General features: G+C 48.5%; 23 protein-coding genes and 1 tRNA gene. 11 read left to right on the forward strand and 13 right to left on the reverse strand.

What is annotated here, in order from left to right; genetic code table 11:
* Positions 1–106: 106 nt before the first annotated feature.
* From Q0775_RS06860 to Q0775_RS06870, 3 genes are all read left to right on the forward strand, one after another.
* On the forward strand, positions 107–262 hold the full coding sequence (locus Q0775_RS06860) for a hypothetical protein (protein ID WP_298858638.1): 156 nt from the start codon (positions 107–109) through the stop codon (positions 260–262).
* A gap of 268 nt (positions 263–530) precedes the next feature.
* Positions 531–812 (forward strand): type II toxin-antitoxin system RelE/ParE family toxin, encoded by a 282-nt coding sequence (locus Q0775_RS06865; RefSeq protein ID WP_298858639.1) that lies wholly within the window; start codon positions 531–533, stop codon positions 810–812.
* Between the two features lie 12 nt (positions 813–824).
* Entirely contained in the window at positions 825–1,115 is a 291-nt protein-coding gene (locus Q0775_RS06870) for a HigA family addiction module antitoxin (protein WP_298858640.1), read from the forward strand.
* A gap of 156 nt (positions 1,116–1,271) precedes the next feature.
* Here the strand turns inward: Q0775_RS06870 and Q0775_RS06875 are convergent, their stop codons facing one another.
* The 6 genes from Q0775_RS06875 to Q0775_RS06900 form a co-directional block, all read right to left on the reverse strand.
* Entirely contained in the window at positions 1,272–1,871 is a 600-nt protein-coding gene (locus tag Q0775_RS06875; RefSeq protein ID WP_298858641.1) for a hypothetical protein, read from the reverse strand.
* A 124-nt stretch (positions 1,872–1,995) separates the two neighbouring features.
* Positions 1,996–3,519 (reverse strand): relaxase/mobilization nuclease domain-containing protein, encoded by a 1,524-nt coding sequence (locus Q0775_RS06880; protein ID WP_298858642.1) that lies wholly within the window; start codon positions 3,517–3,519, stop codon positions 1,996–1,998.
* The gene (mobC, locus tag Q0775_RS06885; protein ID WP_298858643.1) at positions 3,513–3,986 is read right to left on the reverse strand and encodes a plasmid mobilization relaxosome protein MobC; all 474 of its coding nucleotides are present in this window, start codon (positions 3,984–3,986) and stop codon (positions 3,513–3,515) included. The genes Q0775_RS06880 and mobC overlap by 7 nt, the downstream gene beginning before the upstream one ends.
* Positions 3,983–4,837 (reverse strand): hypothetical protein, encoded by an 855-nt coding sequence (locus Q0775_RS06890; RefSeq protein ID WP_298858644.1) that lies wholly within the window; start codon positions 4,835–4,837, stop codon positions 3,983–3,985. The genes mobC and Q0775_RS06890 overlap by 4 nt, the downstream gene beginning before the upstream one ends.
* An 859-nt stretch (positions 4,838–5,696) precedes the next feature.
* Positions 5,697–6,734, reverse strand: coding sequence for a CHC2 zinc finger domain-containing protein (locus Q0775_RS06895; protein ID WP_298858645.1), 1,038 nt, complete (start codon positions 6,732–6,734; stop codon positions 5,697–5,699).
* A 65-nt stretch (positions 6,735–6,799) separates the two neighbouring features.
* Positions 6,800–8,173 carry a hypothetical protein gene (locus Q0775_RS06900; RefSeq protein ID WP_298858646.1) on the reverse strand — a complete coding sequence of 458 codons (1,374 nt, stop codon included), beginning with the start codon at positions 8,171–8,173 and terminating at the stop codon, positions 6,800–6,802.
* Positions 8,174–8,449: 276 nt separating this feature from the next.
* On the opposite strand from Q0775_RS06900, the gene Q0775_RS06905 reads away from it, so the two are divergent.
* A complete protein-coding gene (locus tag Q0775_RS06905) occupies positions 8,450–9,655 on the forward strand; it encodes a type IV secretion system DNA-binding domain-containing protein (protein WP_298858647.1) in 1,206 nt (401 codons plus the stop codon).
* 68 nt (positions 9,656–9,723) lie between these two features.
* Here Q0775_RS06905 and Q0775_RS06910 read toward each other — a convergent pair whose 3' ends face one another.
* Positions 9,724–11,121, reverse strand: coding sequence for a hypothetical protein (locus Q0775_RS06910; protein WP_298858648.1), 1,398 nt, complete (start codon positions 11,119–11,121; stop codon positions 9,724–9,726).
* A gap of 201 nt (positions 11,122–11,322) precedes the next feature.
* On the opposite strand from Q0775_RS06910, the gene Q0775_RS06915 reads away from it, so the two are divergent.
* Complete coding sequence (locus Q0775_RS06915; RefSeq protein ID WP_298858649.1) at positions 11,323–12,246, forward strand: replication-relaxation family protein; 924 nt, start codon at positions 11,323–11,325, stop codon at positions 12,244–12,246.
* Positions 12,247–12,280: 34 nt separating this feature from the next.
* On the opposite strand, the gene Q0775_RS06920 is transcribed toward Q0775_RS06915, so the two are convergent.
* Positions 12,281–14,494 carry a type IV secretory system conjugative DNA transfer family protein gene (locus Q0775_RS06920; protein ID WP_298858650.1) on the reverse strand — a complete coding sequence of 738 codons (2,214 nt, stop codon included), beginning with the start codon at positions 14,492–14,494 and terminating at the stop codon, positions 12,281–12,283.
* A gap of 138 nt (positions 14,495–14,632) precedes the next feature.
* Between Q0775_RS06920 and Q0775_RS06925 the strand changes: the two genes are divergently transcribed.
* Positions 14,633–15,157 (forward strand): hypothetical protein, encoded by a 525-nt coding sequence (locus tag Q0775_RS06925; protein ID WP_298858651.1) that lies wholly within the window; start codon positions 14,633–14,635, stop codon positions 15,155–15,157.
* 34 nt (positions 15,158–15,191) lie between these two features.
* Here the strand turns inward: Q0775_RS06925 and Q0775_RS06930 are convergent, their stop codons facing one another.
* Positions 15,192–16,577, reverse strand: a complete 1,386-nt coding sequence (locus Q0775_RS06930; protein ID WP_298858652.1) for a hypothetical protein — start codon at positions 16,575–16,577, stop codon at positions 15,192–15,194.
* 152 nt (positions 16,578–16,729) lie between these two features.
* Between Q0775_RS06930 and Q0775_RS06935 the strand changes: the two genes are divergently transcribed.
* Positions 16,730–17,329 carry a recombinase family protein gene (locus Q0775_RS06935; RefSeq protein WP_298858653.1) on the forward strand — a complete coding sequence of 200 codons (600 nt, stop codon included), beginning with the start codon at positions 16,730–16,732 and terminating at the stop codon, positions 17,327–17,329.
* An 82-nt stretch (positions 17,330–17,411) separates the two neighbouring features.
* On the opposite strand, the gene Q0775_RS06940 is transcribed toward Q0775_RS06935, so the two are convergent.
* Both Q0775_RS06940 and Q0775_RS06945 read right to left on the reverse strand, forming a co-directional pair.
* Entirely contained in the window at positions 17,412–19,106 is a 1,695-nt protein-coding gene (locus Q0775_RS06940) for a hypothetical protein (RefSeq protein WP_298858654.1), read from the reverse strand.
* 47 nt (positions 19,107–19,153) lie between these two features.
* The gene (locus Q0775_RS06945; RefSeq protein WP_298858655.1) at positions 19,154–20,242 is read right to left on the reverse strand and encodes a dsDNA nuclease domain-containing protein; all 1,089 of its coding nucleotides are present in this window, start codon (positions 20,240–20,242) and stop codon (positions 19,154–19,156) included.
* A gap of 247 nt (positions 20,243–20,489) precedes the next feature.
* On the opposite strand from Q0775_RS06945, the gene Q0775_RS06950 reads away from it, so the two are divergent.
* Both Q0775_RS06950 and Q0775_RS06955 read left to right on the forward strand, forming a co-directional pair.
* Positions 20,490–21,116 carry a hypothetical protein gene (locus tag Q0775_RS06950; RefSeq protein WP_298858656.1) on the forward strand — a complete coding sequence of 209 codons (627 nt, stop codon included), beginning with the start codon at positions 20,490–20,492 and terminating at the stop codon, positions 21,114–21,116.
* Between the two features lie 44 nt (positions 21,117–21,160).
* A complete protein-coding gene (locus Q0775_RS06955; protein ID WP_298858657.1) occupies positions 21,161–21,517 on the forward strand; it encodes a helix-turn-helix domain-containing protein in 357 nt (118 codons plus the stop codon).
* A gap of 160 nt (positions 21,518–21,677) precedes the next feature.
* Here the strand turns inward: Q0775_RS06955 and Q0775_RS06960 are convergent, their stop codons facing one another.
* Both Q0775_RS06960 and Q0775_RS06965 read right to left on the reverse strand, forming a co-directional pair.
* On the reverse strand, positions 21,678–22,823 hold the full coding sequence (locus tag Q0775_RS06960) for a hypothetical protein (protein WP_298858658.1): 1,146 nt from the start codon (positions 22,821–22,823) through the stop codon (positions 21,678–21,680).
* Positions 22,824–22,930: 107 nt separating this feature from the next.
* Positions 22,931–23,007 (reverse strand) — tRNA-Arg (locus Q0775_RS06965).
* 126 nt (positions 23,008–23,133) lie between these two features.
* Between Q0775_RS06965 and Q0775_RS06970 the strand changes: the two genes are divergently transcribed.
* Both Q0775_RS06970 and Q0775_RS06975 read left to right on the forward strand, forming a co-directional pair.
* Positions 23,134–24,171, forward strand: coding sequence for a LacI family DNA-binding transcriptional regulator (locus Q0775_RS06970; RefSeq protein ID WP_298858659.1), 1,038 nt, complete (start codon positions 23,134–23,136; stop codon positions 24,169–24,171).
* A complete protein-coding gene (locus Q0775_RS06975) occupies positions 24,168–25,397 on the forward strand; it encodes a crosslink repair DNA glycosylase YcaQ family protein (RefSeq protein ID WP_298858660.1) in 1,230 nt (409 codons plus the stop codon). Before Q0775_RS06970 ends, Q0775_RS06975 begins: the two co-directional genes overlap by 4 nt.
* Positions 25,398–25,497 lie beyond the last annotated feature (100 nt).

The raw sequence follows: 25,497 nt of genomic DNA on the forward strand, positions 1-25,497 counted from the left end.
AGGTCAAAATGCAAGAAGATGCTCAAATTTACCCTATCCTTAGGACAGGGATTGATCCAATAGACAAAGTGATTCAGACTGCATCTACCAAAGGGAGCAACACAACATGGACCATGAAGACCAGTCGGACCGTCAAGATGAGCAAAAAAACGACCAAGTGGCGCGTGATCTCGATAAAGAGCGTGAAAAATTTGAGCAGATGATCAAGCACGAGTCTAAAGCATCACGCGAATATACCCGTGGAAAGTTGCTATCTGCATAGTGCCATAAAACTAAAGCTGGGAGCGCCATAGCGTTACCAGCTGCCATCAGCTCTTCCTAAATTCAACAACATTACTTGCCGAACTGAACAGGTTTAGTATCAGCATGATGGTTGCTTATTGCCCTGCACTAGGCTCTATAACTTTCCATCCATATGGTATTAAACACTAATTTATCACTTATCGTCTTAAAGCAAAAAAAGATTATCTAATATGTCCATGTGATGTATCACTTGTTGACACACGTATCATATTGCGATACATAATCCCATGATAAAGAGCACCAGAGGTAAACTTGCAGCCAGTGCCGTGAAGGGCAAGTACGGCAAGGGCTTCCCCGGTGACTTGGTGAAGCGCACGCGGGCAATGCTTACGGCGCTGGACGCCGCGGTTGTTGTGGAGGACTTACGCTTTCCACCTGGCAATCATTTAGAAGAACTGAAAGGCGATCGGGCTGGGCAACATTCTGTGCGGATCAACGCGAAATGGCGCATCTGCTTTGTCTGGACGCCGAACGGGCCTGCCGATGTCGAAATTGTCGATTATCATTGAGAGGATACGCTGATGAGCTTGCTTGAAGATCCAGTGCACCCCGGTGAAGTCCTGAAAGAGCTTTACCTCGATCCCCTAGAGATAGGGGCTATTGCGTTTGCGCGGCGCTTGGGCGTGCCTCGTACGCGGATCGAGCGGTTGATCAAGGGTACGACTGGTATCACGCCAGATACGGCGCTGCGGCTCGCTCGTGTGTTCAACACCACCGCGGCCTATTGGGTGAACCTACAAACGAACTATGACATGGCATTGGCGGCAAAGGAAATCGACGTGTCTGACATTGAACCTCTAATTGCCGCTTAGTGGGAATGGTCGCTTATAGCGACAAAACCCTGCGCTTTCGCCACTGGAACGTTTGTGGCTTAAAAAGCACATGCGCAGATACTACTTCGGGATTTGGGAAAGAGCCAACAAGCGGTCTATGCGATGAGTTTGACATCATAGTGGCTCCCGAAATCTCTAATCCTCCTCCTCGAGTTTCTGAGCAAGAGCTAAGAATTTTGTAGCACGTTCTTGTAGGTACCCGGCTTCATTTTGATCGAGTCGCGTAGAAGTTATCATTGTCCCTGGCTGGATATTGAGAATGCCGACTCCCGCTGAATCTGGTTGTGCCAATCTCAGTATAGTTAGCAACCCCCTCTCCTTCTTTCTGGGTAGTTGCTCCTTTCCGAAATGTAGGAAAATAATTCTTCTCTGATTGTTTGCCTCTGTGCGTAAATACCAAGCTGTTGTGATATGCAGGCCAGAAATAATCGCTTCAACAGGGCTACGCCCCTGCCAAATGAGCGCGTGATCCTCTTTCAAGTCCAGATAGTTTTCGCACAGAACCTTGTATCCAGCTGATTTGTTAGGGGAAACGCTAGAATGCAGGGTCAGAAATTGCTTGGTAGAAAGTTTTTGATCCTCAAAAGAAGTCATTGCTTCTCGAAACTGCTTGTAGCGATCCTTGGCAGGGTCATACGGTAAATCGATGTCCCCAATAATACCTTTGACTTTGGCCTTATCTTTGCGCTTGTCTCCGTACGCAAAATCGATGAACTGACTAACCCTAATCTTCATTTTAATATCCTGTATAGCTCCATGAATCATTTTAGGACCCGACTGGGAACAAATAAAGAACAATCTGATGGAAGGTGCCTTCAAATACAGTTGGCATTGTCCATAGGGCCGACATCGACTGATACTAATGCGTCATCCCTCGGTCCATCTCGGCTTCCCGCTCTTCTAGCTCTGTCTCAACCTTGCTTCGGCGGCCTTCACTAATTTCAAGCTGGTCTCGAGTTGCGTGCGCAGCTTCCCGTAGTTCGAGCCCTCGTTCAACAAGCCGTGCAACGCAGCCACGGACGCCGTTTGCGATTGAGTGAGCACCGACACGCAGGCGGCCAATCCATCCATCTGGCTCTGCATCCTCTTCGTCGAGCGTGCTTCTAACCCGCTCAATTCCTTTGCTGAGACCTCGCAGGCCGTCACCAACCGCTCGACGCAGGCGAGCAAGTCGCGTTCCAAGGCTGTCAGGGGTGTCGTCATCTAGTTCTCCTCGATCTTGATGCAGGTCACTGATCTGCCGCCCAGCGTGCAGGTCCTCAGGCGGGTCTTGGTGGGGTCCAGCACCAGCCACGTCCCGTCCTCCCTGTCGATCCGCGTTAGGCCCAAGTCCGTCAATTCCGAGCTGGCCAGCATCAGCGTCCAAAGCAAGCTCGCGACCATCATCGAGACGATCCCCGCCAAGAACATCCCCGTGATCAGCCAGGGCGAGATCGTCAGCCAGCTCTTGTTCTGTTGCAGAAAGGCGCGGGTATCGATCTCGATTGTACGCTGCGCGTTGGTCGCAATGCTGTTCAAATCGGTCCTGAAGCTCTCCAGTTGCGATGCCATCGAGGCGGCGTAGTCCTGCCGGATCCTGTCCAATTCCGCGTTCAGCTTCTCGCTCAGCCGCGTCGGCTTGCCAGTCTTCATGGAATATCTCTCCTTTCAAACGCCAGCGTTCACCGGTGTCGGGGTCTTGGGCGGTTAGGTAGGCTTTGCCTGCTCGGGGGATGTCAAAGCCCGCATCGGTAAGGGCGTCGAGCATGCTGCCACGGTCAGTGATCAGGCCGACGCTGATCTGGTCTTGCAGCCACGCATGCAGCTCGTCACGGCCTTGGGCGCGTGTTGGGGTCTCGATAATGTCGCGGACCTCTTGGCTACGCTCCAACTCCATCGGATCGGCCCAGCCGTGGCGCTGGTTCATCACATCGCGCAAGCTGTCGAAGGCCTTCTCATAGCCGGGCGGCGCGATGTTAAGGCTGCGCCCCGAGGTCAGCTCCAAGCGCGGCGTGCAGAAGTGAAGCTCAACGCGGTTTTCGTGGGTATGTCGGACCCAAAGCACCTCATATTGCGTCGGGTCCAGCCCCGCGAAGGCCAGACGCTCGAAGCCGTCCATGACCTCGACCTGCTGCTCCTCGGTCGGGGCGTCAGTGGCGGCAAAGCTGATCACACCTGCGCGGTAGGTCCACTGGTGGCGGCTGGCGTCGATCAGGGCTTCGGTCCGGTCTGGGTTGCCGCGCAGAACCTCCGGCAAAGGCTCCCGCGTGACAGTCACAGACTGGCCGTCCGCATCGCGGATCAGGTCGCGATTGTCGTCATAGGCGAGCACCTTGTCCGCGACGAGGTAGCCGACCGGACCAGCGCCCACGCCTTTGCCGTTGCGGAAGAACTTGATCAGCATCGGCGCGCGGCCTCGACGATTTGGGCAAGCTGGCGCTCGATGCTCAGCAAGCGGCGGGCAACGGTGAGCGCGTCGAGGTCGGTGCGGCCCGCCAGCATCGCGCGGTTCAGCCAGCGGGCGATCTGGTTGAGGTTGCCGCCGATGCGCCCTACGGCCAGCACCAGTGCTGGATCAACGCGGGGGATGGGCTTGCGGCGGCGGGCTTCGGTGAAGCCAAGCGCCTCGCGCAGCAGGGTCGCAGCGGGCAGGCCAGCGGCCTCGGCCTTGGCGCGCAGCTGAGCCTTCTCTGCCGCTGTGCACCGGAAGACGAAGGTCTCCGTCAGCGGCTCTTTGGTGCGGGCTATTCCCGCGCCGGTGGGGTTCGAAGGGGAGGCTTGCCGCCCCTCGCAAGGTCCCGTGTCAGCAGCGCCAGCGTATGACATGGGTCGCCTTGCTGTTTGCTCTTCGATGGGATCGGTTGCGGTCATGTTCTGAGGCCTGCGGCTTGGATTTGGGCCTCGGAAACCATCTTCGACGCAAGCAACGCCGTGACTTGGGTGCCCGTGATGTGTTTGCACATCGGGCTGCGATCACTGATCCAGCATGCCAGCCGCGCATGGTGGTCCGCCTGCAATGCTGCCGTCTTCTCTCGGTCTACCGCTTGTTTCTCAACATAAGCCAGCCAGCGCCGAGACTGGAACCAGTTGTCGGAAAAGCAGACCTTGGAGCGGGTGAAACCTGCGCTGTCGGTCGCATAGGCTTGGACGGCCTGCCACAAGTCCTTCGGCGCGATCCCTTCCTTCATGGCCCCTTCGATATGGGCAAGGCAGGCCGCTTTGCTGCGCAGTCGGTCGGGCGGATAAGCCGCCAAAATCTTCTCAGCTTTTGCATCTCCCGCCGCCTCGCGCTTGCGCGTAGGTGGTTTATGGATGGTTTTAGGATGGTTTGGGGGCCGTGGTGGCCCCGGTACCCCGGCCACAGTGGCCCCCGTACCGGGGCCAGACTGGACGGGGACCACTGTGGACCCCGTCTCAATCTCGGGCTCAAGCGTGGGTTCCAGCGCCTCAACCTTGGCCAAATCGATCCGGTAGACGACGGTGAAACCGTTCTTGCAGGTGCGCGCACCCGTCTCGATTAAGATTCCTTCTTTCAAGAACTCACGCACGGTTCGCTTGACTGTTGTCTCCCCCAGCTCGGTGTGCCTTTGAATCGTACCCTTGGAACACCAGATGCCTGAGCCATCATCGCTCGCCTTGTCCGCCAGAAACATGATGATCTGCTTGCGCGTTGCGCTACCGAACTTCCGTTCTGCGCATGTATTCGCAACCCGCCAGCTCATTGGAAGACCCCCAAAGGCGCAAAGACGTGCGAATTTTGTACAGGTTTTGTACGAGATTTCCGCCAATTCAACAGAATTCGATGCGAAAGCTCGCGGGATTTTCTGCAAGCTTCTGCACAAAGCCCTGTAAATAAGCCATATTTTAAAGGTGTTTTTGGTGACCCCGATTGGATTCGAACCAATAACCTGCCCCTTAGGAGAGGGCTTCATTTCAAATTAATATCATGATTATAAATGATAAATAATCTACCTGTGTAAAAATGTGTAACTAAGTGTGTAAGTTTCACATCAATATTCCAGCCAATAGCTACCTATTGAGCCAATAGTCATTTCCTACATTTCGCTAACGCGTTCTAGCTGTAAGCATGTGCCTACTACACCGCAAATTCTTTGGCTACGTAGGCCAACATGCTATCCATTTGCCTATCCGTCTTAAGAGCCGGATAGGCAGATTTCAACAATGCCTTGCAATTGTTGAACGATTTCCCCCCCGTTGCCGCCTCTACGCGAGGCGACCGCTTTTCTTTTCCTAACTCGTCGGCTTCCTGCACCTGATTATCATACAGGTTTGTAATCTCTCCGTGTTTGCCCTGACACAACAGGGCACCGTAAAATAAAAGCGGTCGCCTCGCTCGCCCTGCACACACAGATAGTCACCTCCTTCGTCGGAGCCTACTGTGGCACAGGACGGCTGGTGCAACGGGGGGGAAACTTGTTCCGACGTGTACGTCGGCCATCCCTCCGCCCCGAGGGATGTATTCTGTTCCGCCTTCGGCGGGACTGTGTTCGGTCTATTTTTTGCAAAAATAAGACCAACGTTTTACGGTTGGCCTTGTTGCTCAGTAAGAGCGGGTAGTTGTTATTTTAGTCTAGCTAGAAACTCATCCGACATGTCATCGGGTTTGACGTTTTCAGGGAGGACGAGTTGTCGAACATAGAGGTATGGCGATAGCTTTTTGACAGCTTCTTGCGCGCCATTTTTTCCTGCTTCATCACTGTCGAACAGAACAGTTGCATACCGGATTCCGGTTGCTACGATTTGTTCAACTTGTTCGTCAGTCAGCGCCGTACCCATTGTGGCGACCGTTGGAATATCCTCTGAATCTAGTCGGAACACAGACCAAAATCCTTCAACAATAACGAGGTGTTTGACCGACTGGTTTTTGATGCGGTTGAGGTTGAAAAGGACGTGCGATTTCTGGAAGCCTTTTGGCAGTTTATATCGCAGTGTGCCCTCTGGCAGTTCCTCTTGTGCATAGCGACCAGCATAGGCAACGAGTTCATCGTTTTCGTCGTGCAATGGGATGCAGATACGACCTGCCATAATACCCTTTTTGCAGTATCCCAAACCGAAGCGATTAGTCGTCTCGTTTGAGATATTCCGTTGTTCAAAAAAGACGTGTTCTTGGTCGAGTTCGAGGGTGAATTTAAGGGGAGGATTTATCTCACCTTTTGGTTCATCGTCTGGTTCGTCTTGTTTGGACTTGGCTGGTTTCTTGCTACCTGTCTTGGGAGTTTTGGCACGAACGGGTTTTTTTGTCGTTGGTGTCGTGGCGCGATCCTTACCACCGCCATTGCGGAAGTCAGCTTCGTCTAATCCCATGATCTCCAAAGCGTGCAGTGCGCCCTTTCGGATTCCGGTTGTTGTCGTTGGGTCTTCACCTTCCATACGTGCTACAAATTCCATTGCATTGCCTTTGGCATCGCATGAGAAACAGTTGTAGACACCCTTGGCGGTGTTGACGCCGCAAGACGGCTTTGTGTCGTCGTGAAACGGACAAATGATCTTGAGCTGATCGCCAGTCCCTACTGGTTCGATTTGATAGTGTGAAAGAACAGTAGGAAAATCTAAGGCCGCTCTCACGTCCTTGAAGTTGATGTATGCGGTTTTTGTCATATCGTAATTTCCCATAATTTTAACCGCATGAGATTGTACCATGAAACCAATATTATGAGCTATCTCTAACGATAAACAGGGATCGTCGGTGATATGAACTCATAACCAACTATACGCCCTCCATCGGAAAAATCTTGGAGGCAGTATTCAAAAGTAATTACGAAAGTATCGGTGATTTTTGCTTCCGGAGTCAGGATAGCATTGACGTAACCTAACCGGTTCTCATCCGTTGCGGTCAGATCAAATTCGACCCTAAATCTAGTATCACAGACACCATCTTTCGAAGGAGTGGCACGATAGCTTCGAGACGAAAGTTCTGCGTACTTATATTTGCACGCAGAAGCGTCACAGACGCTCAAATCATCCTTCAAGATATCTGAATTTAATTTAAATTGCACCTCTTGAGCGGGCACCCAACGAAAACCAGAGTCTGCGGCGCGGCCAGTGTTCAAGACGTTCTTAGTGTAAAACCGTTCGGCATGTTCTCGATAAAATTTAGGCACGTTTTCATCGGACATGGTTGACGGTTCAACCTGATGAATTTTATGCAACCCAACAGGATGCCTAATGATAGATCCATTCGGTTGTTGAAGAAATTTGCTAGTAATAATTGGCAAATCAAGTTCCCAATGAAAGTAGATAGTATCATTTCGGATTTCATTTGATGGTAGTTTGTCTTGCCAAGCGTCGTATGCTTTCAAAAACTCACGCCATTCAGCTGTTGAATTTTGACGTTTCTGCGCAGCATCTATTTCAGTGATTTTTCCGTTCTCATCCTTGTGGATTGTCTGAACCTGATGTGGTCGATACTCTTGAGTGGAGAACACCAACCCACTTGTTGTTTTCGGTGCCGCGGACGGCAGAAAGCCAGTTTCAGAAAAGCAGAACAACTTTTCACTGCCAAAGTTGACGACACAGTCTAGATCAGCCGAACTACCTTCGCCTGTGCTATTGGTTAAGCCTGCTGGCTGGCCGTTGATCCGATAGGCCGAGTTGACATCGCTGTGCTTACTTTCAACGACAGTCTTTGATCCTGATGGCCATGTAAAGTCGATGACGCATGCTCCCTTATCGTCACAGCTTCGCAGCGATTTGGAGCATGGTTCATCATCGTATATTTTAGAAAAATTGGCGTTAGAAACACGACAGAAACCTTGGACTGTGTTGCTTTCAAGCGACTTAGATTCTGTATTGGGATCTTCTAACTCAAGCCTTATTCCGGTCATGTCCGCATTTACTAGAAGTGCGTGTCTTAGAGTCGCGTTTTCTAGTTTGTTGATTACGTTGCTGAGGATCGGGCCACATTCCTTGGTGTTTACATCTCCCTCACCATTTATCAGGTAGGTGAGGCAGGAGTCTTCGGTTTCTTCTGCGTGCAGAGCGCTACTCCACAAAGTGATCAACGCAATAGACGAGAGTGCTAAAAACTGGCGCAACAATGTGAGGCTCCGTTCAAGATTTATTTTCCATTGGATTCATCTTAGACTAAGGGATCTTGTTATCCAATATGACGCTTAGCATATGCTATAATCCACGTCTTCGGGTTTAAGAATTTCTGATGTTTCAGGATCAGCCTGTACGCCGGTTGCGACCTCATTCTACAAGACGATGTGTGTTGCCGCTCAACGGTAGGCTGGTCTTGGCATATGAGCACAAGCGATAAACAACCACACATCTATCTTGGACGTCGATCATCACGAGATGGATTTTTGTCTTTGGACAAAGAAACCAGACGACGACACATTTACAGTATCGGAAGCACGGGTGCGGGGAAAACCACCTTCCTGCAATCCCTTATCAACCAAGACATTCAAATGGGTAGAGGTGTATGTTTGATTGATCCACACGGCGATCTTGCAGAGGACATTATCGAGAACATCCCCCGAGATCGTATAAATGATGTGATCTATTTTGACGCTAGCGATCGCGACTATCCAATCGGGTTTAATCCCCTGGCTGGTTGGGAACATGATCACGAAAGGGAGCTTGTCGCGTCTCAATTGGTATCGACGTTTAAAGGGCTGTGGCGTGACAGTTGGGGAGAGTGGCTTGAGTACCTACTGAAGAACACGCTCATGGCTCTGCTTGAACGGGAGGGGGTGGCCGTGAGCCTTCTTTCTATATCCCGTATGTTGGAGGACGTGGAGTATCGAGACCATATCATTGCGGGTGTGCATGATCCTGTTGTGAAGAATTTTTGGGTGGAATATTTTGGTGGGTTTGATGCTAAGGAACGTCACTTGCGGGTTAGTTCAACATTGAACAAAGCCGGTAAGTTGGTCTTGTCGCCGGTCTTGCGGAACATTCTAGGTCAGACAAAATCCAGCTTCGATATGAGCGAGGTCATGGACGGATCAAAAATCCTGATCGTGAACTTATCGAAGGGGAAGATAGGCGAAGACAATGCCAACTTTCTGGGATCGTTGATTGTGTCCGACATTGTATCGAGGGCGATGAAGCGAGCGTACCAGAAAGAGGCCGACCGGCGAGATTTCTACTTGTTCATCGATGAGTTCCAAAACTTCACAACGGACAGCTTCGCGTCCATCGTTTCAGAGGCGCGTAAATATCGGTTGTCTCTAAATATCGCGCACCAGAACTTTGACCAGATCAGCCCCAAGGTGCTTTCTGCGATCATCAAGAACACAGGAACATTGACCGCTTTCAATGTGAACTTTGAGGATGCAGAACGGCTGGCCGCAAACTTCAATCCTATCAAACCGGATGCTTTGGCAAGCAGCACGGTCGGAGAGTATTGGTGCCGCACGTCAGGTACCGTTGAATTGATCAAAGGGTTCTCGCCAGATGATCAAGCGTCCCTTGGTCGGTCTTCTTCGAGACGGGTGATTTCAAATTCACGTAGGCGGTACGGGAAAGCGAGGAAACAGGTGCAGAGGAATTTCGATAAGTGGTGGAGTTGATGTCGGTTACGTCAATGGTCGTTATTTGATTTATCTTATTCGCAATCAATCAAAAAGGAGCGCCCCTTTTACGGCGTCCACCTTTGAAGCATTTCCACGCGTTCGACTGCGGCCACAGCGTCTCGGCAATCTGCGACCTTAGCCTTCCATTGTTCGTGTTTTCGGACAAGAGGCGACGGATCACAAGCTAAACTGACTTTATTTTGGCATCTCCGAACAGCAGCATATTTTCCGAGACCTGCCATCAATCGAATGAAGTCTCCAGCGTTACCACCTGTGGTTTCTCCGTAATTGTCCAATGCTCCAAAAACCGAGGACTCGACAATGCCAATGGTCGTAATTTGTCCATCATTGACAGCTTGTATTAACGCTGAACACAAAGCGCTATTTTTCGCGCCTGTGGATGGCCTCACATCTTCGGCTTCCATAATCTCGCCACAAACGAATTCTGAAGCTCCTGCTAACACACATTTTGCTTGAAGTGCTTCTACAGTTTTTCCGTCGCATTTATGTTTAGGAGAAGCTGGTAATTGTAGTGGTTTAACCTTTCCACAATACTCATAAGGCCGGATTATTCGTTTAGGTAAGTCAGGATGTCTCCTGTTACCGAAGACGGAGGCTAACTCTTTCAACTGTTTGGATTGAGCTCTAGTAAGAGGTCGATTGAGAGCGCCATTGTCCGCCATAAGGCCTGCAACACCAAACTCGTTTGCGTATTTATTTCTGACCATATGCGAAAAATCGAGATCTCCTCTAATGTCTTGAGCTCTCACGAGGTACGTTTCATGATTTGATCTCTCTAGTCCATAAACTCTGGCAAATTGATTATTACTTCCTTCAAATTTCTTTATTTTGAAAACCACATCTTGAAAATATTTTTCGCGGGATTTAGTAATTTTTCCCTGATTGTAATAATATAGGTAAAGCCTTTCAGTCTTGCCGTTGAACTTTACGATATCTCCTACCTTGAGGCTTCGCGAAGATCTATTTTTTGAGCTTGACGTAGTCACCTCGCGAGAAACGGACTTAGTCACTTCCTTTCCCGATCTCCAGTTGTACATAGCTACGTAGTTTTTACCGGATGAGCAAATTGCGTCATTTGGTATTTTGCCTGCACTTTTCCACGCATCCATAATCGGCGCTTCTTCGTGGGGTTTTAAAGAGCCGATTGAAATTGCATACCAACCGTTAGAACTACGAAAGATTTTGGCAAAACGATTATCATCTACTTCCTGAATATAACTGCGCGCCTCAGACAGAGATTGGCGAGAGGCGACAACAAGCTCACAGGTTCCATTCTCAACCAAACCCTCACTTACAGCTGGCGAACAAACAACCATTGAAACAATTAAACTTAAAACAAAATTCTGCACTTGAACTCCAACCGTCGGTAAAAAAGAAGCATGATAATTGATTGAATAAGGCAAGTAATACACACTCTCTGTCAAGAGCAGGTAATGAGCCATGATGTGGTTATTCTCAATCTCAAACTACTTACTGGCTACTACACCATCTTCTTCTTAACAGTCTTTCTCTGGTGGTCTTGTCGTTGCGAAAATTTGAATTTTTGAGATTTCACTTTTCCTAACTGCCAATCAGTGAGCTATAATGCTTGCATGGGTCGACACTATTCAAAAACCAAACGTAAGGCCAAGCCGCAAACGGTCATGCTGACCGACCGTGACGTTGTTGTCATCGAGGCGCTGTTTCGGTTTGTAATTCTTTCGACAGATCAGCTATTCCAACTGGCAGGCGGTGGTCGTGACGGCTTCAGAAAACGAATGAGGCTTCTCTATGATGCTGGTTTCGTTGCGCGGCCAAGCATCCAGAACGAACTATTTCGATACGGGGCGAAACGACCAACAATATACACACTCGGAAAAGAGGGTGCGGAATATTTAAAGGTTGTCTGCGGTCTAGCTGTGCCAACGGGTATCGATTGGGAGCGCAAGGCGCGTGATCGCAAAGGTATGCGTGGTCAGTTTAAGGTATTGCATGACTTGGGCGCTAATGGCGCGGTGATATCTCTGAATGCCGCTCTGAGCGCTGTTGAGGGCATTGTCACTCTATCTCCTGATGAGCTGGTCAAGCAGTCGCCTGACTGGACACAGAAGGCTAAATTTCCATTCTCAATACCGACGCGCTTTAAGTGGGTGGATGGCCGACAGCACGACAGGACTGTAATTCCTGACGGTATGGTCGCTTACATCGACCATAGAATGGAAGCGCCGGTGAAAGCGTTATTGTTCATTGAGTTCGATCAGGAAATGGACGTGAACCGATCCGATGTTACGCAGTCTTCGATCCGTCAGAAAATCGCTTGTTACAGCTCAATGTTTAAAGACAACACGGTTAAGAAGCGCTTCGGTTTCGATGCGTTCCGCGTCTTGTTTGTTACGTCCGGAAGTTCGAAACATTTGCAGACGATGTGTGAGTGTTGCCAAGAGTACAGAACCAAGACTGTTCGAGATGTTCCTGCCTTTCCATTCTTCTTTTCAACCGTGAACGATCTCGATAGTGCTGAAAATCCATTGAGTAATTTCTGGCGCGATGGTGGAGGAGTGTACAAGGGGATTATTAGGCTGGATTAACAGTGGATCAATAAACATCCATTGTGCCTTTCTCCTATCCTGTTGGATTCATAGGATCGCTATCGTCTGGTAGCTGAGGCAGTTCTTGTTCTGAATGAGCCATAGGCTTGTCTTGTAGATCTGGGTTCATAATGTCTTCTAGAATAGGCCGGTATGTAGAGTTCATAAATCGTTTCATACGTTCTTCGATTTCAAACTCTACCTCGTGATTTGGTCGATGAATGGGTGATTTTTCTCTAATCTGTTGCAAGACACGTGCGCGACGTGTGCCTGATATTTTAATGTCAGGTACATCCAAGGTTTCAATTTTTGCCATACCTTCACCTGCGATCACAACGAAGGCGGAGCGTTTTGGCAAAGTTAGGATTGCATCTGTGAATTGATGTTTCAATTCTTCAAGTGAGAACAAAACAGTGTGTCGTTCTTCGAGAATAGGTCTGAGGGATTGGCTTCGTCCTTGTGAGCTTGTGTTGCCCTGCATTGCCCCCTTGCTTATTCCTTTACTACTAGTGCTGCCCTGTGCGGTACTTGTTGATTCTGCGACACCTTCACTTGAAGATATTCCCCTGCTTTGAGTTCTCGAAGCGGTGATACCTTCGCTAATAGATTGGTTTGTTCCATGTGCTGCGCTTGCGCTTGCGCCTGATCCTGACGCGCCGCTGGTACTAACACCTGAGTTATGTGATTGCGCTGCTCCCGCATTGGAGGTGCTCATCATCGAGAGTGAGCCCCCTGCCGCCATTGTTTCCGACGTTGGTGCTGGTTCCGGATTACCGTGCGCGTCGGTTGCCGTAGTTGTACCTGCTGATGTGGTTGCGCCCATGCCCGAACTCATTCCAATGCTGGCAGTCTCTGATGCCCCACTGCTGACGCTTGTGCCTGATCCCGATGAGCTTGAATTCATCGTGCCTTGGTTGTGGCTTTGGCTTTTACCGGATGAGCGAGTTGATGAGTGAGCGAGGGAGTCTGATGTTGTCTCTGATAGCGAGGTAGAGGTGCTACGTGTTATGCCCTGCCCCTCCATATGAGACACGGCCTGTGCTGTAGCTGTGCCTTCTGTCGTCGCTTTAGATTGACCTATTCCATGAGATTCTAGCTCAATGATTTCATGCCCGATAACCACTGGCTTATCCATTGAACGCTTTGGTCTTTCCAAATCGTAATGACCGGCAAAGATTCTGCGTTGCATCACTTCTGCATCCTCAGAATCATCGATGGCGAAACAAACCTTGTTCCGTGCTGTTGCCATGACCCCTTTATAGATCAAGTCGCCTTCTGCGATAAGTTGATGCAGGTATTGATGAGCCATCGTTAAATGGAGGCCGAATTTGCGACACTCAGCTAGGAGGGTCGGAATATCTCCAGACAAGAAATTATGCACCTCATCTATATACAGATTGAAGGGACGAGAAACACGGGCTTCCCTTTGTAGTGCACTACCTACGAAGCTACTAACCAATAATCTGCCAAAGAGGTTTGCACTTCGTGGCGGCACGTATCCACCAGATTGCGACAGATCGACCAAGATCATATCACCGGCGTCCATTGCCTTCAGCAGGTTCAGGTTCTTCTCTTTTTGCCCAACAATTGAATTCAGGAATCTATTTCCTGTTAGAGAAGTTAAGCGACGTTCAGCAGCCCTAAATTCCTCAAGGTATAGTTTGGGGTTTCTGACAGCGATTTCGTTGTACGTATTCCAACGCGCTTTATATGCCCTATTCTTGATCGTATCTGTTATCGCATGACGTTCCTCAGGATGGTATGGATCGAGTAAATAAAACGCTTCTGTGAGAGTGAGGCCAGCATAGGAGAGCGCAATACAGACTGATGTTAATGTGCTTTCTAGCAGAGGCATTTTTGATATATCATCGCCCCCTTTCGAGGTTGCGATTGCGTTGACTGTTCGTTCTACGTTGGCTTCGATCTGGTGTTCAAAATCTACCCGCAATGGATCAAATCCAAAACTGTAATCAAGGTCTTTGAAGTCGAGGATATGCACCGTTCGTCTGTTTGTGATCTGTTCGTTTTTTGCTAACCAGTCTTTGACGTGATCGACAAGTTCGCCGTGTGGGTCGATCAAACAAAAGCCCCGTCTGTACTGAATGTCTTGCTGTATGAGTGATAAGAGAAATCGGCTTTTACCCTGACTCGGAGCGCCCAAGACGTGCATATGTTCTTCGCGCAAGTTCACATCCATATCGTGATCGAGATAGTTCTCATCTGTACCTAGGAGAAGTCTATTTTTCACTTGAGTGCACCATAGCTAATTGAAATTAGACAGTTCTTTATATATTTGCATAATATTACATGAAGTTCTTTGTTTTTTCAAAGCTCAAACCAGCACGTGACATTTTCGTCGCCTGTTGTGAGAGCTTTGGAGAGTTTTATGAAAGACGCAACCGCCGAATTTGTCGGAACATTTGCATCAGTTCCACACCCAGAAGAAGAAGGCACGATGGAAGCCTTTCGTTACAGCGCAATGGCTACATTCTTAAACATTAAGTTGGATCATCCTGACGTTGTTGAAGGCATCGCACGTGCGGGAATGGCGCGGCTATTTTTAAAGCAGACTCTTGAACTTGCAGGGTCGTTGCCTTGGATGGAAGCCAATGTTCACTATGCCTACAAGTTCGCCGTAGATATGGCAGATAGCTATATTGACGACATAATCGCTCGTGGAGAACTTCCTGATGGAGACACACCGTTGTCTGACCTTGGGGCGACGATAGCCGACTTAGTACCTATCCGCTTTGTTGCGCACTTCGCTAACAATCCTGCGCACGATAAGGCCGGTTTTCAGAAGCGTTTAGAACGCGCTGCTAGACTGGACGGCGGGGACTTCGTTCTTTCTGGCTGGCTCAAGACGCCCCTACCTTTACCGGAGTATGACGCGATCTTGAAATGTGCTTAGAGCACATGACGCCCTTGCTTAGGCAGGGGCGCTTTTAAATGCTCTGAATATACTCATCTATTGCTTCTTCGATTTCTTCTTCTGGCAAACCAGCTTCCGTCAAGGATTTCCTAAGGTCTATCGTCTCTTCTTCTATTTGTGTTCTTCTTTTGTGCGCCTCTATTTTTTCAGCGAGAATTTTAGATTTCAGATCACCAGGGCTAGTTCCTTCAGTTTTATCAGATTTGCCGATCTTCTCGTGAAACTTGGCCCGCTTCGCTTTTACTGTGTGATCTTTGATTTCGTCTTCTAGAACTTCTTCGTCTGACCGGAATGCCTTTATTTTGATCCGTGCGTGTCCGTTTGTAATTTCCTGAGCTGAGCCGTACGGGATCAACCGATCCCCTTCCTTGCGGTATGCGAAAAATTCAATTTTCGTGACAACATAGTAATTGTAGGTTTTCCCCGTTGGCGCCTCTGTATGGGCGAACTCACCGTCAGGCGTTAAGGTGTCCGAGTAAATTTTTGTACAGTGCTGATCGAAGTCTCGTTCAACCAACCTTCCTTCGTTGATGTATATTGAAAGCGTTACACCAATTTCTTCTTGAGCGACGAGACTAGTAAATTTTCCGTACCCACCTTCTGAAAAGGTATCAGCCGTAATATCTGCTACGTCTGAAATATCGGGCATGGTCAGCCTTGAGCCTTCCCATTTTATAACGGGAGCACCACGTGTATCAGGATTGAATTCGTCCGCTTCTATGCTGACATCTAGGTGAGAAAGGCGGATAATCTGCGTAACCGCATCAGTTTTGTTTTCCATATATTTAGTAACACCGTTTGCTAGTGATGCTTTCATGTTCTCCAAAACTGACTGAATTCTTGAGAGTTCTCGTTGAAACGCTTTACCTGTCAAAATCTCTGGATTTTTGAACTGATCTTCTCTGCCTTGTGCTTGCCTCTGACGCATCGCCATCATGTGATCTTCTTGGGCTTGGATAAATTTTGGGGTTGAGATTAGACTTTCGGCAAGTGCATATGCAATAAGACCGGCGACTGCAGCAACTATAAATGCGAGGAACCCGTACCAGCCTGCTCCCTTTGCAACAGCAAAGACAATAACACCTGTTATTCCCAAGGCCATTATCTCAGGGGTTCTTTCTCTTCTGACAGGTTGATTTTCTAAAGAAGAGTAGCGACTACTTTTGTCATCATCGAGTTCTTTTTGTCGTGCTTTTAGGTCGTTCATCTCAGCAACGTAATCGATGCGACCTTGTTCAGCTTGTTTGAGTTCTCGTTCGACAGTTTCTACAATTTTTTGCACAGAATCCACTTTGTCATGGGCAACGAATTTGCCCTGTAATCCTCTTAGAGCCTCCGCAATGTTGGCTAAACTCTTGTCTTGAAAATCGTAATCTAGTTTATCTACGTTAATGCTCATCGACTATCTCATACTGTTTTGAAACTTTGGGTGTTTTACCCAATATATCTCCTATTTTCTTTTTTGGTATAAAATTTCCGTCAATGTTGAAGTGGTGCGAATATCATTACTTTCGATCCAATCACTAACCCATTGCTACAAATAGGTTTATTGTGGATATTAATTCCGGTGCGAAACATCGGACAAAATGTTACAATCAGCGGATGCTAATTGGATATGCCCGCGTCTCAACAACCGCTCAAAACCTTGATCGCCAAATCGCTGCAATCAATGATTTGGGTGTTACTCAAATCTACCGCGAGAAGATCTCTGGCAAAAGCCTCAAAGGGCGACCTGAGCTTGAGAAAGCCGTCGATGTCCTTGGGACGAACGACGTTTTGGTTATTGCCGAATGGGATCGAGCCACGCGGTCGATGGCCGATGGTATTTCGATCATTCAGCGCATTGCGGACCGTGGTGCATCTGTCAGAGTCTTGGATAAGCCGTGGCTCGATTTGACGACCCCAATGGGAAAAGGCATCTTAGCTTTCCTTTCTGCACTTGCCGAAGATGAGCGGGTTCGGATTACAAGGAGGGCAAATCAAGGACGTATACTGGCTAAAGCTAAGGGGGTTAGGTTCGGTAGAAAACCAAAGTTGACGTCTCATCAAATAAGCGTTGCAGTAAATCGCGTAGCATCCGGTGATAGCTTTCGCGCCGTCGCGAAGGATATGGGAGTCCACCATGCAACGATATCACGATTGATGAAGTGAAGTAAGTTCGCTTACTTCAAAATGCTAAGATCTAAATGGGAGCGTGCGCTCAGCCCTACCCCAAAGATTAGTCAATTTTAAATTATGCCTCAAGCGCACGGTAGTATTCATCGATGTAAGGCTTGAATAAGCTTGTTACTCCATCAAATTGGCTCTGTTGCAGGAATGAGTCTTTTTCAGAAGGAACAATCTCATAACCCTTGTAGTCATAATCATGTAAATAAACGGCACCCAAAACAAACTGGGTGTCATCAGGTCGGTTTTCGAATGCAAACTTGATCATCGCGTTGATGTTGCTCTGATCTTGTTCGTTTTGATTTGGCGTATCTATAACAATCGGTGCGAAAACTGCTGTAGAAAATTTCTTGATCGTGTGAAGTACGGCATAGTTGTAGGCGAGAACTTTCCTTGCCTTATCACTGCCAGTTGCATCTATGTTCGGCTTGATGTCGGTTTTCATTTTATCCGTTGCAGTGGTGTTCAGCTTCCTAGCAAATACTTCCAACTTTCCTGCATAAAAATCCATAATCTCTTTTTTTCTCGCGGTGGATGATAACTTCGTCATTTCCTTGGTGTAGCCTTTGATTTCCGCCGCCAGAGATCCCACTTTCGTGTCGATTTTTTCTAACTCTTGAACGAATACCCTGTTGGAAAATTGTTTAGTTTCACGCTCAAGTGCCTGCCGAAGTGTGACCTTGCCTTTAGTTTGCGACAGCAAACTCTCAAGCTTGGCCTGTTGTGTTTGCAGTTTCCGTACACTCTCCAGCTCACCTTGGATATTAGTTGATATTTTATTCAACTTGATAAAGGCTTTATCGCGATACTCTCGACACAACACCACATCGTCCATCAAACTGAATGTGTTAGAGAAATCATTTAGGTGCAGAGTTCCACAGGTTGGACAAGGTATCTCATCATCTGCCGTTTTCTTGAGGAACTTCGTGTCTTTTTCAAGTTCAGACAGTGTGGCTTCAGCTAATAAAAATTCGTCATGCATTGCTACCTTTTGAGACTGCAGTCCAGACAGTTTACGTTTCGTTTGATTCAGTTGAACGTTTAGGGCATTCAGTTCCGAAAGTAGTTTTTCGACTTCCTTTTCAAAAAGTGTGATGTCGATTTCGATTCCGATATCCAACTCTCTAGTTTTTAGTGCTTTTTGTGCGTATTCAAAATGCCCTCGATACTTCTCTTGTTCACGCTGCTCTTCAAGCGCGCTATTTTTTACTGCGTTAGCCACATAGTATTCTTTTGGTTTTATCGCCGTATGAAATTCAGTTAGATTCCTAGCGGCATTGCTGAATGCGGCCATCTCCGAAAAGGCGTTAGCTGGCTGCGACCAACCACTATCTTGATCGATATAAAACGGCATGAACAATGAGGCAGGCCATGGTGTCATCGGAATGTTCAATCTTGAAGGAAATTCAACCTCAATTTCAAGCTTCTTACACAAGAATTTTCCAGCGCGAGTTGACGATGAAAAATGATCCAAAAGGATCCCATTTTCATCAAAAAACGCAACGAGATTTCCATTTCGAAAACATGTTAAGTTCTCCCCATCTATCGAGAATTCAATCAGTGTTTGCACTTCGGCATTGGTGACATTGCCATACGCTAGGGGATCGGCCCCAAGCGAGCCGTAAAGGTGTTTTATAAATGCTGACTTACCCATGCCGTTGCCGCCATGAACCACTGTTTCAGTTGGATTGATTGACTCGGTTCTCGCTTTCCTTTCTTTGTTCGAAAGTATCGAGAGTTTCTTGAATAGCAGTTTTTTCATTTTTACTTTTTCTCAAATTCCGTATTAGTTTTTTGAATCTATCCTGCTTACTTTTTTGTATAAACTTCATATATTATTGCCGCTTTCAGCTGAGATTGCGAATGACCATAAACACCCAAAAGTTTTTGAGAGACTCTATGCAAAACGTCTTTAAGCGTTTCGATGTCACCAATTGGATTCAATTCAAGTTCCCGTTTGATGCAATGTTTTAGTTTTTCAATTAGTACGTTTTCACTATTTAGAACCTGAGTTCTATATTCTTCAAAATCGCTTTTTAGTGAGATTTTCTCAATCAGTGACAGCTCGCCAAGCTCTGGCAGTATCTCGCTCCATGTCGGGCACCTTCGGTAGTTTGTAGCCGTATTTATCCATTCGTCTAATTCTGATTTTGACACGCCTTTTTGCTTTATGGCTTCGGCGTAGACAGAGGATACGTCAGATGTCTTCTTTGTTTGTTTCTTTCTGCAAATTTCTTTGATCGTCGCAGTCAGAGCCTCAAGGGGTTGCTCGTCTGTACCAGTAACTGCCAACAAAAAGTCATGAACAGCACCTTTAACAATCTGTAAATGCTCTTCTTTGCTCATCTGAACTTTTGTATAACCAATTTTTGCGAGTGAAGTATGGTCAATGTTTGATGGTGTAAAGCGAGTTTGGAGAAGTTCAATAACACGGGTTTTATCGTCGGAGCTAAGTTCATCAAAAGTGAACCGCTCTTTGTGTAATACCTTATCGCTGGTTTTCGGTGTCTTGCAGTGAGTCGCGGAGACAACATCGGCACTGGTTGCCGTATTTCCAAATTTTTCAATATTGAAATACAGCTTCTCAATCACGGAATCTTTCGTTTGCGCCGTCCCATCTTCTGTAGCCTTTTTTGACTTATCCCTTTTCAATAGACTGGCTAGCGGAAGATCATTTGCGTAGGATTTCAGCTGATAAAATTTAATTTCCGAAGGATCCTCTGGATTCAAAATCATTGCTAAATCATCATGAAATTCGAATAGAACGACAAAGTCATCGACAGTTTCGTATCTTGAAAACAAGAGCTTCAGCCCGTAGCATAGCTGAAGTTCGAACGCGGCGTGTGTATGACCTGCATCAAAATCGGGCATCTCGCAAAGCTTAGCTTGGATTGTCATGCACCTGTCCACTCACAGTAATCTATTTAGGCGACGTTAGTCAGTAGGATATCGATTTGCAACTATGGCGATAGCTCCTTGCCTGCATTTATCTTTCAAGTGCTCACAACGGAAGGTCTGCACTTAGCTTTACGGTTTGAATTTAGAAGTTTGGGCGACCCAGCTCTATCTATTGGCGATTGTCTTGCATTGCTCGTGTGTGGATAACTTACCGTTCAAGATCCTTCCTGCCTGATACGATTCAATCATGAACACACAAGAACACCAGAATCCCCGCACTTGGCTTACTGTCGATCAAGCCTTCGTTGCATGCCAATCTGAAGGCCTAAATCGAACAAAGAAGACTATCCGATCATGGTGCCGTCACGACCATGTTGAATCGCAAAAACAAACAACTCCAACTGGTGAGCGGTGGATGGTTGAAGAGACTTCCCTAACAGTAAAAATCCAATCTGAGCTGGAGTTCCTTCATCAAAAACCTGACGTCCAGACGAGTGCGAACCTGTCCGAACCCGTACAGACGCAGTCCGAACCGGTGCGCACAGGTGCAGACCCGTTCGAACAAGCGCAAACGCGTTCGTACATAGGTGAACCTGAGCAAGCATATGTGAGCCTATCTGAACGAGAGCGACAGCTTGAGGCTCAAGTGCAATCATTGAGGATCGACAAAGCTGTGCGTGACAAACAGATCGAATTTTTCACCAAACAAAATGAGGAAGGGCAGATAAGCCTCCTCGGTCAAAGCCGATACATTGGGCATCTCGAAACCCATGTGCTACGTCTTGGTGGGCAACCTGATCAAGCCTTCTTGCAAGCGCCAGTTCCACAACAGCCTATCAATCATGACCAACGGCCGCTGAACGGTGTGCATTAGTCAATGCATCTAGATCGTCAGTGCGTGATATAATCTAATCATCTATGGAAGCCCAAAACATCGGACAGCTCCTTCGGGATAGAAACATCATCCTCAAAGGTGGAGACGTCATCACAAATGGTGGTGGCTTTACGCAGGTTCCAAATTTCATTCTGGTCAGTAAAAAGGTCAGCGTCGGAGCGAAGCTGACATACGCAATGCTTCTGAAATACGCTTGGCAAAACGATCACTGTTTTCCAGGACAGGAAACATTGGCCGATGACATGGGAGCGGGGAAGCGATCAGTTGTTAGGTGGATCAAGGAGCTTGAGGAAGTGGACTTTCTAAAAGTTAAAAGACGTGGTTTGGGAAAATCTAATCTATACGAGATGAACCTGACCGCACGTAAAACGAAAACCTAGGAGTGCCAAAATGGCACTTCTGGAAACGCCAATGGGTCACCCCTGTGACGCCAATTTGGCACTTCCCTCTATAGAAGAACACTCACTTAAGAATAAGTAAGTCAGAAGCATTCAGAATTTCGTATTTTAAAAAAAAGGGGAGGAATCCAGACAAGGCCGATCAGGGCCGAACCTTCCGAACATTGATGGCGGCGGCATCCAAACTGTTCTTTAAATGAACGGCATAATGCTTCTCGATCATCTCAACGCTGGTGCGACAATTTTTGGCGATCTGATAGATATCAGCGCCCTCCAACAGACGAAATGAAATGTAGCTGTGCCGTAGCGAATAGAGCGTCCGTCGATTACCTTCACGATCAAATTTTAAATTTAGCTCTTCCAAAATCCGATTGAACTGTTTCTTGTGATCTGCCGGAAAAAGACGGTCGGTCGGTTCCGGTTGATTGCGTTCAATCATCCTTTGAAAAGGACGAACAGCACCGATGGTGCTTTTGCAATATCCCACCCCGCGCTTGCCGCGCACTTCGATCTCCAAGATCGTCTCACCTGTGGCATCATCTTCGACGACGTCGACATCTCGGTATTCAAGCCAGTTGGCTTCGTCAGGACGAATACCTGTATTTGCCATAAACAAGATTTTGTCGTGCAGCTGCTCGGCAAGACGAACGTGATATCCATTTGTCATTGCTTTGATATTGGCTCGGGTTGCCGTGTAGAGCTGCTTGTATTCGTCTGGAGAGAACCAAGCCCGATGTGAGACCTTAGTTGAGCTGCGATAGGGAGCCGTTAGGTCTGGTATGTGATCAAGCCACCCATGGCGCACAGCCGCTTTCAGAGTCATGCGCAATGTCACAATTTCTTTTTGCAATGTTGCTGCCGCTGGATGCTTGCCTCGATACGTCGATTGAAGACGCGCAATTCGGTACTCTTGGATCTTTGTGGTTGTTATCTCAGATAGCCCCAGAGGCCCCAAAAACGGTGTCAGATGCAGTCGAAGGTGGTTGGAGTGGTTGCTAAGGCATTTAGGGTTCCGTTCGCCCATAGTGTCTGCCTCAAACTCCCTCAGAAAAAGCTCACCTGCTTTGGCAAACGTTCTTTCGTTTTTCAGCTCCCCACGCGATTGTTTGCCGCGAAGCGTTAGGTACCAATCTTCTGCAAACTCCTTTGCAAGCTTCAGGCTTTCTTCTTTGGTCGAAACACGGTGATTTTTACCGTTCAAGAACGTTGCTGACTGCCAATAACGACTATTCTCACGTCTGTAGACGTGGACTTTGTCACCTAGAATCGAATGCTTCTCAGTACCCATGCCAATACTCTCCAAATGTGTGAAAGTGTGTAAGCTATGTGTAACGGTATTTCAGCTTGGATTGTCGGTCAAGTATTTCAATAATTACTTGTTTTTGTTTGTTTAAATGGTGACCCCGATTGGATTCGAACCAATAACCTGCCCCTTAGGAGGGGGCTGCTCTATCCAGTTGAGCCACGGGACCACGCGGGTGGGAGTAGCTTAAACAGACGGCATGTTCCAGAGGGGCAGACGCATAGATCGCCGATTGCCTGTGTTCTCCTGAATGGCTACGTTGGAGAAAGACGAATTGCCCAGCAGGAGACACACCTTGTCCCAAAGACCAAAACGCCCCCTCACCTTGCGCGATGTATCAGAAGCTTGTGGTGTCTCGGAAATGACTGTCAGCCGCGTATTGCGCAAAAGTGGCGATGTCTCCGCGACGACCCGGGAGCGGGTTTTGGCAGCAGCCAAAGAGCTTGGCTATGTCCCGAACCAGATCGCTGGATCGCTGGCCTCGCAGCGGGTCAATCTGGTTGCAGTCATTATTCCGTCGCTGGGTAACATGGTCTTTCCTGAAGTACTCGGCGGGATAAATGCTGCGTTTGATGATACGCCTTTACAACCTGTTGTTGGCGTAACGGACTATCGCCCTGAAAAAGAAGAACAGGTTTTGTACGAGATGCTCTCGTGGCGGCCCTCTGGCGTCATTATCGCAGGGTTGGAACACTCTGAGGCGACACGCGCGATGCTGCTCAATGCAGGCATTCCCGTGGTTGAGATTATGGATGTGGATGGCAACCCCATAGACGCAATGGTGGGTATCTCGCACCGCCAAGCGGGGCGCGACATGGCGAAGGAAATCCTGCGCGAAGGGTATCAGCGTATCGGTTTTCTTGGCACTAAAATGCCGCTCGATCACCGGGCACGCAAACGGTTTGAAGGATTTACCGAAGCTCTGACCCGTGAGGGGATCGAGATTGAGGACCGCGCGTTTTACTCTGGCGGATCAGCCCTACTGAAAGGGCGCGAAATGACTCGTGACATGCTCGAACGCTCGCCTGATCTGGATTTTCTGTATTACTCGAATGACATGATTGGAGCGGGTGGTTTGCTTCACCTGCTCGACCAAGGGATAGACGTGCCGGGCCAGATCGGGCTCGCCGGCTTCAACGGGATTGAACTGCTCGCCGGTCTGCCGATGCAGCTGGCGACCACTGATGCCTGCCGCCGCGAGATCGGGATTGAAGCGGCCAAGATGATCCTCAACGCCTCGGGCACCGAGCCTGATCCCGACATGCCCAAAGTTATCACGATGAAGCCCAAGCTCACGCTGGGGGACACGCTGCGCCGCCGCAAGCGCGGATGAGCGTTCAGCGCCTGTCAAACATCGCAGCTCGGCGGATATTTCTGGACCGTCACGCGTTGTTGGAGGTGCCACAAGGGCCCGCCGACAGTAATTCGCTACTGGGCTTGATCGAACGGTTGGGGTTTATCCAGCTCGACAGCATCAACACGGTGGCACGGGCGCATGACCTAATTCTGTTCGCACGCAAACCGCGCTACCGCACCGATGACCTCAAAAGACTGTATGAGCAAGACAAGGGTTTATTCGAACATTGGACCCATGACGCCGCGATGATTCCACTTGCCTACTATCCGCAATGGGAAATGCGCCGCGTACGGGATGCAGCAAAACTACGCAAGCAGTGGCGCAACTGGCGCAGGGACGGGTTTGAAGAGCAGTTACAGACTGTTCTTGACCATATTCGCGCCAATGGCGCATGCGGCTCTTCAGATGTTGGCAAAGGAGAAAAGCGCGGCTCTGGCGGGTGGTGGGATTGGCATCCTTCCAAGACTGCGTTGGAGTATCTGTGGCGCAGCGGTGCGCTGCACGTTGTTAGACGTGAAGGGTTCCAGAAACGCTATGACCTGTCAGAGCGCGCACTTGATGCGCAGGTTTGGGCCACAAACAAAGCACCATCCGACATACAAACAATTGAATGGTGCTGCGCTGGAGCTTTGGACCGATTGGGCTTTGCCACTTCGGGCGAGATTGCAGCATTCTGGGCGCATGTCACCGCAGCCGAAGCAAAAGCGTGGTGTGCGGAGGCATTGCACCGTGGTGAGATCGAAGAGATCGAAATCATAGGTGCAGACGGCACGGTCAAGCGCAGTTTGGCACGCCCTGATATTGGCACAGATCAAGCGACCAAGCAAAGTGCACCAAACCGCATCCGCGTACTCAGCCCGTTTGACCCGGCCTTGCGTGATCGCAAGCGGGCCAATTTTCTCTTTGGCTTCGATTACCGCATCGAAGTGTTCGTTCCAGAGACAAAGCGCATTTTTGGCTACTATGTATTCCCCTTGCTTCAAGGAGAACGTTTGGTCGGGCGCGTCGATATGAAGGCGTTTCGCGGTGAGGATATACTGCGCATTCGGGCAATCTGGCCTGAGCGAGGCGTAGCGTGGGGTAAATTGCGGCAAACCGCTTTTGAGGCAGAACTGGAGCGTATCAAGAAACTCGCTGGCGTGAGCAGAATTGAATTCGAGGATGGCTGGCTTAAACCTTCAATGGATCACCAGTTTGGCTAATCCAACAAAAGTGACTATCGATAGGGGGTTTCTCGATCACCTTAGCTCGACTTATTTAGTCTAGCCTTATTTTACTTCAAATAGGGCACCTCAAACCTAT

Origin of the sequence: uncultured Sulfitobacter sp., from assembly GCF_947499945.1 — a bacterium.
Classification (GTDB): Bacteria; Pseudomonadota; Alphaproteobacteria; order Rhodobacterales; family Rhodobacteraceae; genus Sulfitobacter.